Source organism: Frigoribacterium sp. CFBP 13712, assembly GCF_014842255.1.
Taxonomy (GTDB): domain Bacteria; phylum Actinomycetota; class Actinomycetes; order Actinomycetales; family Microbacteriaceae; genus Frigoribacterium.
In genome coordinates this window covers 336876-350726 of the sequence record NZ_JACYVH010000001.1, presented here as the reverse complement: position 1 = coordinate 350726, position 13851 = coordinate 336876, and the positions used below count along the sequence as shown (strand labels likewise).

12 protein-coding genes and 1 pseudogene are annotated in these 13851 nt (G+C 70.6%); 8 read left to right on the top strand and 5 right to left on the bottom strand.

The window, feature by feature from the left end; translation table 11 throughout:
- Positions 1-7: 7 nt before the first annotated feature.
- Positions 8-1555 (bottom strand): amino acid permease, encoded by a 1548-nt coding sequence (locus tag IFT51_RS01575; protein WP_192058428.1) that lies wholly within the window; start codon positions 1553-1555, stop codon positions 8-10.
- 489 nt (positions 1556-2044) lie between these two features.
- Here IFT51_RS01575 and IFT51_RS01570 point away from each other — a divergent pair, with 489 nt between their 5' ends.
- From IFT51_RS01570 to IFT51_RS01555, 4 genes are all read left to right on the top strand, one after another.
- Positions 2045-3349, top strand: coding sequence for a glycine betaine/L-proline ABC transporter ATP-binding protein (locus tag IFT51_RS01570; RefSeq protein WP_192058426.1), 1305 nt, complete (start codon positions 2045-2047; stop codon positions 3347-3349).
- Positions 3346-4305 (top strand): proline/glycine betaine ABC transporter permease, encoded by a 960-nt coding sequence (locus IFT51_RS01565; protein ID WP_192058424.1) that lies wholly within the window; start codon positions 3346-3348, stop codon positions 4303-4305. Before IFT51_RS01570 ends, IFT51_RS01565 begins: the two co-directional genes overlap by 4 nt.
- 65 nt (positions 4306-4370) lie before the next feature.
- Positions 4371-5279: a glycine betaine ABC transporter substrate-binding protein gene (locus IFT51_RS01560; RefSeq protein ID WP_192058422.1), complete on the top strand. Its 909-nt coding sequence runs from the start codon at positions 4371-4373 to the stop codon at positions 5277-5279.
- Positions 5280-5509: 230 nt separating this feature from the next.
- The gene (locus tag IFT51_RS01555; RefSeq protein ID WP_192058420.1) at positions 5510-5746 is read left to right on the top strand and encodes a hypothetical protein; all 237 of its coding nucleotides are present in this window, start codon (positions 5510-5512) and stop codon (positions 5744-5746) included.
- A 33-nt stretch (positions 5747-5779) separates the two neighbouring features.
- Here the strand turns inward: IFT51_RS01555 and IFT51_RS01550 are convergent, their stop codons facing one another.
- Positions 5780-6595 (bottom strand): alpha/beta hydrolase, encoded by an 816-nt coding sequence (locus tag IFT51_RS01550; RefSeq protein ID WP_371740644.1) that lies wholly within the window; start codon positions 6593-6595, stop codon positions 5780-5782.
- A 60-nt stretch (positions 6596-6655) separates the two neighbouring features.
- Between IFT51_RS01550 and IFT51_RS01545 the strand changes: the two genes are divergently transcribed.
- A complete protein-coding gene (locus IFT51_RS01545) occupies positions 6656-7870 on the top strand; it encodes a mechanosensitive ion channel family protein (protein WP_192058416.1) in 1215 nt (404 codons plus the stop codon).
- Positions 7871-7957: 87 nt separating this feature from the next.
- Here IFT51_RS01545 and IFT51_RS01540 read toward each other — a convergent pair whose 3' ends face one another.
- Positions 7958-8134 carry a hypothetical protein gene (locus IFT51_RS01540; RefSeq protein WP_192058414.1) on the bottom strand — a complete coding sequence of 59 codons (177 nt, stop codon included), beginning with the start codon at positions 8132-8134 and terminating at the stop codon, positions 7958-7960.
- 128 nt (positions 8135-8262) lie between these two features.
- On the opposite strand from IFT51_RS01540, the gene IFT51_RS01535 reads away from it, so the two are divergent.
- Positions 8263-9417 carry an SLC13 family permease gene (locus IFT51_RS01535; protein ID WP_192058412.1) on the top strand — a complete coding sequence of 385 codons (1155 nt, stop codon included), beginning with the start codon at positions 8263-8265 and terminating at the stop codon, positions 9415-9417.
- An 83-nt stretch (positions 9418-9500) separates the two neighbouring features.
- Here the strand turns inward: IFT51_RS01535 and IFT51_RS14935 are convergent.
- Both IFT51_RS14935 and IFT51_RS01530 read right to left on the bottom strand, forming a co-directional pair.
- Positions 9501-10199 (bottom strand): annotated as a pseudogene (locus IFT51_RS14935) (sugar phosphate isomerase/epimerase family protein); the annotation flags it as partial.
- A 107-nt stretch (positions 10200-10306) separates the two neighbouring features.
- Positions 10307-11317, bottom strand: coding sequence for a magnesium transporter CorA family protein (locus tag IFT51_RS01530; protein ID WP_192058410.1), 1011 nt, complete (start codon positions 11315-11317; stop codon positions 10307-10309).
- 122 nt (positions 11318-11439) lie between these two features.
- Here IFT51_RS01530 and otsA point away from each other — a divergent pair, with 122 nt between their 5' ends.
- Positions 11440-12948 carry an alpha,alpha-trehalose-phosphate synthase (UDP-forming) gene (gene otsA / locus IFT51_RS01525; RefSeq protein ID WP_192058408.1) on the top strand — a complete coding sequence of 503 codons (1509 nt, stop codon included), beginning with the start codon at positions 11440-11442 and terminating at the stop codon, positions 12946-12948.
- Positions 12945-13724, top strand: a complete 780-nt coding sequence (otsB, locus tag IFT51_RS01520) for a trehalose-phosphatase (protein ID WP_192058406.1) — start codon at positions 12945-12947, stop codon at positions 13722-13724. Before otsA ends, otsB begins: the two co-directional genes overlap by 4 nt.
- Positions 13725-13851 lie beyond the last annotated feature (127 nt).

The window sequence follows — 13851 nt, the reverse complement described above, 5'->3', positions numbered from 1 at the left end:
AGTGGGGCTACGCGCGGTCGTCGCCCGGGCGGGGATGCTGCGCCGCGGCGTCGCGGCCCGTGACGGGATACGGGCCGGTCATGCCCTCGCGGAGGCGTGCTGCGGCGAGGATGCGATCGCGCTGCAGGTGCCAGCCGAGCATCAGCAGCGGGATGATCACCACGAGCGACATCACCGTCAACGAGCCGATCGGCCAGTCGATCGCCATCAGCACGACCACGGCGAGCAGGAACGCCAACGTCAGGTAGCTCGTGACCGGGGCGCCCGGCAGGCGGAACGAGGGCTCCTTCGCCTTGCCCTCCTTCGCCCAACGGCGGAGGCGCATCTGGCAGAGGATGATCGTGCCCCATGCGGTCAAGATGCCGAGCGACGCGATGTTCAGCACGATCTCGAACGCGGCGCTCGCGCCGACGATCGCGTTCAGACCGACGCCGAGCAGCGTGATCGACGCCGTCAGCAGGATCCCGCCGAACGGCACCCCGCCCTTCGACATCTTCGTCGTGAACTTCGGGGCCGAACCGTTCATCCCCATCGAGTGGAGCACGCGGCCCGTCGAGTACAGCCCGGCGTTCAGGCTCGACAGCGCGGCCGTCACGACCACGAAATTCATGATCGACCCGGCGATGCGACCCACCTCGGGGCTGCCGATGCTGCTGAAGAACGTCACGAACGGGCTCTCGCCCTCGGCGTACGCGGTGTAGGGCAGCAGCAGCGACAGGAGCACCAGCGAGCCGACGTAGAAGACCGCGATCCGGATGATCACCGTGTTGATCGCCCGCGGCACCACCTTCTCCGGGTTCTCGGTCTCGCCCGACGCCGTTCCGACCAGCTCGATCGCGGCGTACGCGAAGACGACGCCCTGAACGACGAGCACCGCCGGCAGCAGACCGCTCGGCAGGATCCCGCTCGCGGCGACCACCGACCAGCCGGTGTCGACGGCCGCGCCGTCGTGCGTCACCGGGAACGCCGCGGCGAGCCAGACGACCCCGACCACCAGGAAGATCACGAGCGCGGCGACCTTGACGATCGCGAACCAGAACTCCATCTCGCCGAACACCTTCACGGCCAGCAGGTTCACCGACAACACGACGGCCAGGGCCACGAGGGCCAGCAGCCACTCCGGGGCGGCCGTGAAGGCCTTCCAGTACTGCAGGTACAGGGCCACCGCGGTGACGTCGACGATCGCCGTCATCGCCCAGTTCAGGAAGTACATCCAGCCCGCCGCGTAGGCGAACTTCTCGCCGTAGAACTCGCGGGCGTACGAGACGAAGGATCCCGAGGAGGGGCGGTGCAGCACCAGCTCGCCCAGCGCGCGCAGGATGAAGAACGCGAACACGCCGCAGATGGCGAACACGATCGCGAGAGAGGGCCCCGCCGTGGCGAGTCGACCGCCGGCGCCGAGGAACAACCCCGTGCCGATGGCGCCGCCGATGGCGATCATCTGCAGCTGCCGGGGCTTCAGACCGTGCTGGAACCCCTCCTGCTCGTGGCTGAAGTCCTGGGGGACGGTGTCCGGGTGCGCGGCCGAGCCGCGGTCTCCGTCTGATGCGCTCATGCCGAGAGGGTAGGCCCGAGTCTGCAGTTCGCGCACATCGACAGGTCGGCATGTCGGGGGACCCGCGCTCTGCGGACGGCGACCCTCGGAGGTGCGGAGCGTGTAACGAAACGGCCACGATGTCGATGCCCATGAACACGGCGATCGGAGGGGATCGGGGTACACGTCCGGTCCCTCCGGAGGGGGGTGCGGATTGGGATGAGCGACACATGTTCGCTACGGTCATCGAGGCCCGCTCCGGTGGGCCCGTCATCATCAGGACGCGATGATCGGCGGTCCGGCAGTCTCGGATCCCGGTCGCCGTACGGTCTGGTGGCGCCGGTGCCGGTCCCATGACCGCACCAGCGGGGTACAGGTTCGCATCTCGGATCACGATGCTTGAGCCGGACCATCCCGCATGCGCCGTCGACCCGTCCGCCCGACCAGAACGCCGCCGACGGCGCGCCTGCCCGAGCGGAAGGTGCGCCCCGGCGTGCCCGCGGAGAGCCCATGACAACGACACCACCCGCCGTGCGTGCGAAGAACCTCTACAAGGTCTTCGGACGCCGCCCCCGAGAAGCGGTCACCCGCCTCGAGTCCGGCGCCAGCCGCGCCGACGCCTCGGCCTTCGGCACGGCAGCCGTCATCGACGCGTCGTTCGACGTGCAGCCCGGCGAGATCTTCGTCGTCATGGGGCTGTCGGGCAGCGGCAAGTCGACGCTCATCCGCATGCTGAACGGCCTGCTCGAGCCGACCTCGGGCTCCGTGGAGGTGTCGGGGTCGAACATCTCCGACGTCCCCGCGAAGGAGCTGCGCGCCGTCCGACGGAAGCACGTCTCGATGGTGTTCCAGCACTTCGCGCTCCTCCCGCACCGCACCGTGATCGACAACGTCGCCTACGGCCTCGAGGTGCAGGGAGTCGCCAAGGCGAAGCGCCTGGCCAAGGCCCGCGAGGTGACCGAGATCGTCGGTCTCGCCGGCTGGGAGGACAAGCTCCCGAGCGAGCTCTCCGGCGGCATGCAGCAGCGAGTGGGCCTGGCCCGTGCGCTCGCAGCCGAGACCGACATCCTGCTGATGGACGAGGCGTTCAGCGCCCTCGACCCGCTGATCCGCCGCGAGATGCAGGAGCAGCTGCTCGAGCTGCAGGCGAAGCTCGGCAAGACCATCGTCTTCATCACGCACGACCTGAACGAGGCCATGTTCCTCGGCGACCGCATCGCGGTCATGCGAGACGGCCGCATCGTCCAGATCGGCAGCCCCGAGGACATCCTCACCGATCCGGCCAACGACTACGTCGCCCAGTTCGTGCAGGACGTCGACCGGGCACGGGTCCTCACCGCGTCGAGCGTCATGGAGCCGGCCAGGGCCGTCGTGCAGCTGACCGCCGGCCCCCGGGGCGCGCTCCGCACCCTCCGCGATCTGCAGACGGCGGCCCTGTTCGTCCTCGGCCGCGACCGCAAGCTCCTCGGCTGGGTCCGCGACCGCCACGTCATGCGTCAGGTGAAGACGAACGACACCGACCTCGAGGCGATCGTGAACACCGAGTTCGCCAAGGTCGGCCCCGACGCCGCCCTCGTCGACCTCTTCGAACTCGCCGTCGAGAGTCCGCTGCCCATCGCCGTGGTCGACGACCGCGATCGACTGATCGGCGTCATCCCGCGGGTCACGCTGCTCGCCGCCCTCGGCAACGTCGACACGACGACCTCGCCCATCCCCGTGCTCGAACCCGTCACGCGGTTCTCCGAGAGCGAGCTCGACGCCACCCTCGCGACGGAGGAGACCCCCGTCGCGGTCACCGAAGGAGCCACCCGATGAACGACATCCTCCGCATCCCCTTCGGCAGCTGGGTGTCGTCGGTCGTCGACTGGATCACCGACAACCTCGGCGGCTTCTTCGACGTCGTGCGCGCCGTCTTCCTCTTCTTCTACGAGTGGATGGAGTACATCCTCAGCGCGCCTCCGTTCTGGGCCGTCGTGATCGTCGTCGCGGCTCTGGCGTTCTTCGCCCGCGGCTGGAAGTTCGCCGTCGGCTCGGCCGTCGGCCTGCTGCTGATCAGCTCGGTCAACCAGTGGGAGAACGCCATGGCGACCCTCGCCCTGGTGCTCGTCGCCGGTGCCATCGCGATCGCGATCAGCATCCCCCTCGGCGTGCTCGCGGCCAAGTCGACGATCGCGTCGCAGATCATCCGCCCCGTCCTCGACTTCATGCAGACGACCCCGGCGTTCGTGTACCTCATCCCGGCTCTGCTGCTGTTCCGGGTCGGCGTCGTGCCGGGCATCGTGGCCACCATCGTGTTCGCCATGGCACCCGGCGTGCGACTGACCGAGCTGGGCATCCGCGGGGTGGACACCGAGGTGGTCGAGGCCGGCCAGGCGTTCGGCTCGTCGCCGTGGCGGATCCTGCGACAGATCCAGCTGCCCCTCGCGAAGCCGAGCATCATGGCCGGCGTCAACCAGGTCATCATGCTGTCGCTCTCGATGGTCGTCATCGCGGGCATGGTCGGGGCCGGCGGACTCGGCGGCGACATCGTCGCGAGCCTCAACCGCATCGACGTCGCCCTGGGGGCCGAGGCCGGCGTCTCGGTCGTCATCCTCGCGATCATCCTCGACCGCATGACCGCGGCCCTCGGCGCCGACCGTCGTCGTCGCCCGTCGCGCTCCCCGCGCGCCGTCGGCAGCGCTTCCGCCGCCTCCGGCGGTGGCGAGACCGAGGTCGACGCCACCCCGCTCCCCGACGCACCGGCGCCCGAGCGCGCCACCGCGTCGGTCTAGAACCCCGGCGGGTCGGCCGGCGTCATCGGCCGACCCGCACCTCCTGCACCACCCGAAAGGATCACATGCACAAGCGCACCACCATCGCAGCCTCGGTCGCCCTGGGCACCTCCGCAGTCCTCGGCCTCGCCGCCTGCTCGCCCCCCGGCAGTTCGTCGTCGACCGAGACCCTCGAGAACGGCGACCAGAGCGTCGTCGACATCGCCGTCTTCAACGGCTGGGACGAGGGCATCGCCGCATCCTGGCTGTGGAAGTCCGTGCTCGAAGAGCAGGGCTACACGGTCAACCTCGAGATGGCCGACGTCGCACCGGTCTACCAGGGCCTCACGACCGACGACTACGACGTCGTCCTCGACACCTGGCTGCCCGTCACGCACAAGGAGTACATCGACAAGTTCGGCGACGACCTCACCGACCTCGGCGCCTGGAACGACGGCGCCAAGCTGGCCATCGCGGTCAACGCCGACGCCCCGATCGACTCGATCGACGAGCTGAACGAGAACGCCGACCTCTTCGGCGGCACCATCGTCGGCATCGAGCCGGCCGCAGGTCTGACCTCTGCCGTCGAGAACGCGACGATCCCCGAGTACGGCATCGACGACCTGACCCTGCAGACCTCGTCGACGGCCGCCATGCTCACCGAGCTGAAGAGCGCCACCGACGCGGGCGAGAACATCGCCGTCACGCTGTGGAGCCCGCACTGGGCCTACGACGCGTTCCCGATCAAGGACCTCGAAGACCCCAAGGGCACCCTGGGCGACGCCGAGGGGATCCACTCGTTCGGCGGCAAGAGCTTCACGGACAGCCACCCGCAGTTCGCCGAGTGGCTCGAGGGCTTCGAGATGGACAACGACCGTCTGTCGTCGCTCGAGAACGCCATGTTCAACAGCGGTGTCGACGGCAGCGACTACACCGAGGTCGTCGACGCCTGGATCGACGACAACCAGGAGTACGTCGACGGCCTGACCAGCTGATCCGACCGCATCACCTGTGCGAGGGCCCCGGGCGACGACATCGCCCGGGGCCCTCGTCGTGCGCCGCCCCGGCGGACACCGGGATCACGCAGCCCGGCCGGGGGTTACGCACAGCGAACCGTCAGGGCCTTGCCGAGGAGGCGCGACTACCGTCTGTCTCGTCGCGATCGCAGCATGCGTCAGCACCATCACCCCGGACATCCCGGGGATCAGCACGAGAGGCACCACCCGTGAGCATCACCAGCATCGACGCCGTCCGCCGCAACGCCCGGGTCAGCACCCGGTCGATCGCCGCAGACCTCGTGCAGGTGTCGACGCCCGACCGCGTGCTCGGCCACATCCGCGTCGAGAACGGCTCGCACGTCGCGCTGCGGGGTGCGAACCCGCACTGGGGCGACGAGGTGGGCCGCTACGCCACGCAGGGCATGGCGCTCGAGGCTCTGCGCCTGCGGAAGCGCTCCGTCTGAGGCGCCAGGCGCTGAGGCGCTGAGGCGTCCGCCCTACGGGCCGATCGTCGCGAAGAACGACCGCAGCTCGCGGTCGATCCGGCTGCGCGCCTCCTCGTCCGACAGGGTCGCCGTGCCGTCGCCCGACTGCTCGCCGTAGTCGCCGAACTGCGCGTGGTTCGAGCCCTCGATCTGCACCATCGTGGCGTCGTCGGGCAGCTGCGCACGGTAGCGCTCGATGTCCTCCGGCGTGCTCAGGCCGTCCTCGCTGCCGCCGAGGCTGACCACGGGCAGCTCGGAGTCGTCCGAGAGGTCGTTGGTCGCGCAGTACGACCCGAGCAGCACGAGACCGTCGACCCGGGGGTCGCTCTCGGCGTAGCCGCAGGCCCGGACCCCGCCGAGCGAGTGCCCGCCGACGGCCCAGTGCGAGATCTCGGGGGCGACCGCGGTGAAGTCGCTGAGGGCCCGCCAGTCGAAGATCGCGAAGCCGAGCACGGGACGCACGATCACGACCGTCACACCGGTGCGGACGACGCCCGAGAGCACCTGCTCGTAGGCCTGCGGGTCGACCCGCGCGCCGGCGACGAAGACGAGGCCCTGGTCGCGGGGACGCGTCTCGGCCGGTCGCATGACCACGGTGTCGGGTCGATCGGTGACGGTCACCGCCGGGTCGGCCGCGACGGCGGCGATCGAGGAGGCGGTGGCCGACATGGGCAGTTTGGCCCAGGTGAAGAAGCCGGTCGCGCCCAGGACGACGACGGCGAAGAGCACCGACGCCACGATCTTGACGAGGCGTCGCGAGCGTGACCCCCGATGGAATGCGGGGACGCGGTCGGCGGGCTCGTCACGGGTGTCGGCGCGTTGTCTCACGCCTGACATTCTGGCCGCTTCCTGGTCGCGCCGCTCGCCGGCGTCGACCAAGCTGGTGCGATGCCATGGATCGAACTCGCCGTCGCGGTGCTCGTCGCCGTCGTCCTCACCTTCGTCGTCTCCGCCCTCGTGGCCTGGGTCTTCTCGCTCGTCGCCCGCCGGAAGGACTGGGCCAAGGCATTCGTGACGCGGATGCGCCGCCCCTTCCGCTGGTCGCTGCTGGTGGTGCTGCTCACGATCGCGCTCTCGACGACGCTCCCGCGCCTCCTCGGGGCCGACTACCCGGGGCAGGAGGCCGTCTCGCAGCTGTTCCGCTGCACGGTGATCGTGGTCGTCGCGTGGTTCGTCGGCGCCCTCGCCCTGTTCTTCGAGGACCTGGGTCTGTCGCGGTACCGGGTCGACACGCCCGACAACCGGGTCGCGCGGCGGGTGCGGACCCAGGTGCTGATCCTCCGCCGGCTGACGGTCGCCCTGATCGTGATCGTCGCGGCCGGTGCCCTCCTGCTGGGGTTCCCGGGGGTCGAGGCCGTCGGAGCGAGCGTGCTGGCGAGCGCCGGGCTCGTCTCGGTGGTCGCCGGTCTCGCGGCGCAGTCCACCCTCGCGAACGTGTTCGCGGGGATCCAGCTCGCGTTCAGCGACGCCATCCGCATCGACGACGTCGTGGTGGTCGAGGGACAGTGGGGCCTGATCGAGGAGATCACGCTGTCGTACGTCGTGGTGCACATCTGGGACGACCGACGGCTCGTGCTCCCGTCGACGTACTTCACGACCACCCCGTTCGAGAACTGGACGCGACGCAACAGCGAGCTGCTCGGCGCCGTCGAGTTCGACCTCGACTGGCGCGTGCAGCCCGGCGACATGCGCGACGAGCTCGACCGGGTGCTGGCCGGCACCGACCTCTGGGACGGCCGGGTGAAGGTGCTGCAGGTCACCGATGCGACGGGCGGCTACGTGCGGGTGCGGGTGCTCGTCACCGCGAAGGACGCCCCGACCCTGTTCGACCTCCGCTGCCTGGTGCGCGAGGACCTCATCGCCTGGCTGCACGCCTCGAGCCCCGTGTCGATCCCGCGCGCGCGGGTGCAGATGGTCGGCGACGAGCCGACCGCCCCCGCGCGGCCGCAGCGGTCGACGTCCGAGGCCGGCGGCCTCTTCAGCGGCGAGAACGCGGACACCGAACGCACCGCGCTGTTCACATCGGCGATCCCGGTCCAGCACCCGGACGACGACGGCCACGGCCGACCCGACGGGCGCCCGGTCGGACGACCCGACAGCTGACCCCACGAGGACGACGAAGGAGGCGCGCCCCGGTCACCCGAGGCGCGCCTCCTTCTCGAATCGATCGCTCGGATCGGTCCGCTCGACCTAGTCGTCGTTCGCGGCGTCGACCACGTTGCCGATGGCGATGGCCGTCGTCGCGGCCCAGGCGACCGCCGTGAGGAGCAGTCGCCAGTCGCGGGGACCGGCGGTGATGCTCTTCAGCAGGCTGAAGCCCGAGAAGGTCGCACTGAGGATGGCTCCGTTGAAAAGGAATTTGCGCAAGGTTCGCTCCCGTGTTCGTTGTGATCACGCTATCCGGTGCGGCCCGTCGTGTCCGGCGGTTGTAGGTTGAGCTGTCCGACGCCCGGTTCGGACGGATCGCCGGTCCCGTCCCCTCCGAAGGAGTCCCCGTGCGCACTGCCGTGCTCGGCGCCGTGTTCCTCGCCCTGGGTCTCGTGGCGTTCCTGGCGGGCGTCCTCACCGGCGCCGAGCTGGTCGCCCTCGTCGAGCGGGTCGCACCCGTGCTGGGGTTCGTCGTCGCGCTGACCGTCGTCGCCGAACTCGCCGCCGAGGCGGGGCTCTTCTCCTGGCTGGCGCGCACCTGCTCGCGGCTCGCCGGCGGGCGTGTCGTCGTGCTGTGGCTGTACGTCGTCGTCCTCGCCGTGGCATGCACGGTGTTCCTGTCGCTCGACACGACGGCCGTGCTGCTGACGCCCGTCGTCGTCCTCGTGGCGCGTCACGTCGGTCTGCCGGCGATGCCGTTCGCCCTGACGACGGTGTGGCTGGCCAACTGCGCGTCGATGCTCCTGCCCGTGTCGAACCTCACCAACCTGCTGGCGCTCGGGCAGCTCGGCTCACCCGCCCCCCTGACCTTCGCGGCGCTCGTGGCACCCGCGGCGGCCGTCGGAGTCGTCGTACCGGTGGCGGCGATCGGCCTGCGGTACCGCCGCCAGCTGACCGGGCGGTTCGCGCCTCCCGAATCGGAGGAGCCGGCCGACCGGGTGCTGTTCCGCGTGGCGGCGATCGTGACCGCCCTGCTCGTGCCGGCGCTGGTGTCGGGGATCGAGGTCTGGATCCCCGCCGCCGGCGCGGCGCTCGTGCTCGTCGTCGCGTTCGCCGTCCGCCGTCGCGCGGTGCTCCGACCGGGCATCGTCCCGTGGAGTACGATCCTCTTCGCGGGCGGGCTGTTCGTGGTCGTCGAGGCCGCGCATTCGCTGGGGCTGGCCGACCTGCTGGGGTCGGTCGTCGGGGGAGGGGACTCGCTGCCCGATCTGCTGCGGCTCGCCGGCGGGAGCGCCGCCGCCGCGAACGTCGCCAACAACCTGCCGGCCTACCTGGCGCTCGAACCCGTGGCCGGGTCTCCGCTCCGTCTCGTGGCGGTGCTCATCGGCGTCAACATCGGCTGCCTCGTCACGCCGTGGGCGTCGCTCGCCACGCTGCTCTGGCACTCGCGGCTCTCGTCGATGGGCGTCGAGGTGTCCTGGGGTCGCTTCATGCTGGCCGGCCTCGGGATCGCCGTCGTCGCGGTGCCGCTCGCCGTCGTGGCGACCGTGCTCGTGCTCTGACCCGACGCGGGCGACGGCGCGGGGGCCGCGGATCCGAGGTGCCGACGCGCGAAGGCGACGGTCCGCCGCAGCTGCTCGACCCGCGCCTCCTCGGCTCGGCCGCCGGTGTCGGCGTGCACCTCGGCGACGATCGAGCCCGACCATCCCGATCGGGCCAGATGCGTGAGCACCTCGGCGACCGGCTGGGTGCCCTCGCCCGGCACGAGATGCGCGTCGTGCAGTCCGCCCGGGCGCTGCGAGACGCGGCCGTCGGTCAGATGGACGTGCCGGAGGCGCGACCCCAGCGCCAGCGCGAGGTCGAGTGCGTCGCGCCCGGCCACCGCGGCGTGCGAGAAGTCGAGGGTCGCCGCGTCGACGTCGATGCCCGCGGGGTCGTGGCCGGGTCGGTGCACGTCGATCCCCAGCGGCCCGATGCGCAGCGGGAACATGTTCTCGACCGCGAGGGTCACCCCGGTCGCCCCCGCGATCTCGCGGACGATCTCGACGAACCCGGCCGAGTACCGCCGCTGCCAGAGGAACGGGGGATGCACGACGACCGTCGAGGCCCCCAGCTCTGCGGCCAGCTCGGCCGAGCGGAGCAGCTTGTCGCGCTGATCGCGACCGAACGCGAAGTGGGCGATCGGCAGCACCGGGGCGTGCACCGAGAGCACCGGCAGACCCCATCGGGCCGAGGAGGCGCGGAGCAGGTCGGCGCGACGGGTGCCGCGATCCGCGGTCACCATCACCTCGACGCCGTCGAAGCCGGTGAGCCGGGCGAGCCGGAAGGCTTCGTCGGTCGACATCGGGAAGACGCAGGACGTGCTCATTCCGACCGTGATCACGCGGCAAGGCTACGACCGACGCGCCCGGGCCCCGGGGCGGGCCGGGTGAACAGTTCGCGAACGACCGGTCACAGCCAGTCGCGGCGTCTGAACTGCCACCAGAGCACGCCGCCGATGGCGACGATGAGCACGCACGAGGTGATGAACCCGGTCGTCGACTGGAACCCCGGGTACGGCACGTTCTGGCCGTAGAAGCCGGTGATGGCCGTCGGCACCGCGATGATGGCGGCCCAGCTCGTCACCTTCTTCATGATCAGGTTCATCCGGTTCGACTGCAGGTTGAGGTTCGTGTCGAGGATCGTCGAGACCAGGTCGCGCAGCGAGTCGTTCTGCTCGGAGACCCGCAGCACATGGTCGTAGACGTCCTGGAAGTACGGCTGCATCTCGGCGTCCACCTCCTTCAGATCGCGACGCAGCAGCGTGTTCAGCACCTCGCGCATCGGCGACGACACCCGGCGGAGCTGCACCAGGCTCTTGCGCAGGGCGAACGAGCGCTTCTGGACGTCGAGGGTCCGCGGCTTCGGGTCGAAGAGATCGTCGGCGATCCCCTCGATCTCGTCGTCGAGCGCGTCGGTCGCGTCGAAGTGCCGGTCGACGACGCTGTCGAGCAGACCCCAGAGCAGGTAGGTCACGCCGTGCGTCGTGAGGTCGACGTTGTCGTCGTAGGTCCGCTCGAGCCGCGACACGTCGAACTCGGGGTGGTGGATCGTGACGAGCGCTCGGGCCGTGACGAACGCCTTGACCTCGCTCGTGCTGAGCACACCGGAGTCCCGGTCGAAGTCCACGTCGTACAGCGCGGTGAAGAGATGGCCGTCGTACCGGTCGATCTTCGGACGCTGTCCGTCGTGCAGGGCGTCCTCGACCGCCAGCTCGTGCAGGCCCAGTTCGTCTTCGAGCTCCGCGAGATCGGCCGGGGAGGGGTCGGTGAAGTCGACCCAGACGATGCAGTCGGCGTCCTCGAGGTGGTCGCTCACCTCCGCGAGCGGGAACCCGTGCGCGATGAGCTCGCCGCCGCGGTAGGCCCTCGTGACGGTCGCGGTGCTGCTGCTGCTGGTGCGGGCGGGTCGCGTGTCGGTCATGAGGCGAATGCTATTCCCGTGGGCTCGGACACCGAGAGGAACCCCGGCGCCCCCACGACCCCCGCTGATAATCTGGCCGTCCCGCGTCCGTGCGGGTGATCCGACAGGAGCTGACCCACCTCATGCCCGACTCTTCCGAACGTTACGGCTTCGTCGTCGTCTCCAACCGCCTCCCCGTCGACCGGGTGATCGCCGACGACGGCAGCGCCTCGTGGCAGCACTCGCCCGGCGGCCTGGTCACGGCCCTCGAGCCGGTCATGAAGGCCAACGACGGCGCCTGGGTCGGCTGGGCCGGTCAGCCGGACCTCGAGTTCGAGCCGTTCGACGACCAGGGCATCTCGATCGTCCCGGTGCCGCTCAGCGCCGAAGAGGTGCAGCGGTACTACGAGGGGTTCAGCAACGACACCCTGTGGCCGCTCTACCACGACGTCATCGCCGCCCCGACCTACCACCGCGTCTGGTGGGAGGCCTACGTGCAGGTCAACCAGCGCTTCGCCGATCGCGCCGCCGAGATCACGGAGGAGGGCGGCACCATCTGGGTCCAGGACTACCAGCTGCAGCTCGTGCCGCGGATGCTCCGCGAGGCCCGCCCCGACCTCACCATCGGCTTCTTCAACCACATCCCGTTCCCGCCGCTCGGCATCTTCTCGCAGCTGCCGTGGCGCAAGCAGATCCTCGAGGGGCTGCTCGGCGCCGACGTGATCGGGTTCCAGCGCGCCGACGACGCGTCGAACTTCTCTCGCGCCGTCCGGCATCTGCTCGGCTACGGCACCACCCGCCCGTACGTCGAGGTGCCCGTCGACGACGAGTCGGCTCCCGTGTCGAAGCGCGGCAAGAAGGTCCGCCGGGTGCTCGCGAAGCACTTCCCGATCTCGATCGACGCCGCCAGCTACGAGGAGCTCGCCGCGCGGCCCGACATCCAGGCCAGGGCGCGAGAGATCCGCGAGGGGCTCGGCAACCCCAAGACCGTGATGCTCGGGGTCGACCGACTCGACTACACGAAGGGCATCCGGCACCGCATGAAGGCGTTCGGCGAGCTGCTCGCCGACGGCCGCCTCAGCGTCGAGGACGCCACGCTGGTGCAGGTCGCGAGCCCGAGCCGCGAGCGGGTCGAGACCTACAAGCAGCTGCGCGACGAGATCGAGCTGACCGTCGGCCGCGTCAACGGCGACTACGCCACGATGAGCCACACCGCCATCAGCTACCACCACCACGGCTATCCGCGCGAAGAGATGGTCGCCCTCTACCTAGCGGCCGACGTCATGCTCGTCACGGCCCTCCGGGACGGCATGAACCTCGTCGCGAAAGAGTACGTCGCCGTCCGCCGCGACAACGACGGCGTGCTCGTGCTCAGCGAGTTCGCCGGCGCCGCCGACGAGCTCAAGACCGCGCTGCTGATCAACCCGCACGACATCGGCGGGTTGAAGAACACCATCATGCGGGCGATCGAGATGCCGCGCCGCGACCGCACGACCCGCATGCGGGCCCTGCGTCGCCGGGTGCTCGACAACGACGTGGCCAAGTGGTCGGCGTCGTTCCTGCAGGCGCTCGAGAACGTGCGCCCCGGCCAGCAGATCACCCCGGCGGACGCCGGGGCGACTAATACGACCGAAGAGAGCACCGCCGAATGACCTCCGAAGACCCCCGCGCCCTGTCCGACGCGCTCGGTCGTCTCGCGACGACCCCGCGCCTCCTCGTCGCCCTCGACTTCGACGGCACGCTCGCGCCCGAGGTCGACGCGCCCCTCGAGGCCAGGGCGCTGCCCGAGGCGCTCGCCGCGATCTCACGACTCGCGGCGGCCGAGTCGACCACGGTGGCCCTCGTCTCGGGGCGCGACCTCGCCTCGTTGAGCGCGATCAGCGAGACGCCCGACGAGGTGCTGCTGGTGGGCTCGCACGGCATCGAGCTGCGGATGGACGGCCACGAGACCTCGCTCACCCCCGACGAGGTCGCGGCGCGCGCCCGCCTCTCGGACGCCGTGCACGCGGCGGCCGCGGGGCACGAGGGCGTCTTCGTGGAAGAGAAGCCCGCCGGTCTCGCCCTCCACACGCGCCTCGCCGACGACGAGACCACCGAGACGGTCCTGGCGGAGGCGCGGCGCACGGTCGGCGCGCTCGACGGCATCCATGCGCGGACGGGCAAGAACGTGCTAGAGTACGCCGTCCGCTCGACGGGCAAGAACGACGGCATCGATCGGCTGCGCGACATCGTGGGCGCGACCGGGGTGCTCTACGCCGGCGACGACGTCACCGACGAGGACGGCTTCGCGGCCCTCGGCGATGGCGATCTGGCCGTCAAGGTCGGACCGGGGGAGTCGCGAGCGGGGCACCGGGTGGCCGACCCGCAGGCCGTCGCGCGACTGCTGGCCGAGCTGGCGGATCTCCGGGCGCACCTCGGGCACTCCTGAGGCCTCCGGGGTCGGCCCGGGTCGGCCCCGGGGCGAACGCGACCGGGCGTTCCCAGGTGCCTGCAAGGTAGTCTGGACTCTCCGCCCGACTCCCCGCGCCCGTTCATCCCGATCGGTAGACGAGGTC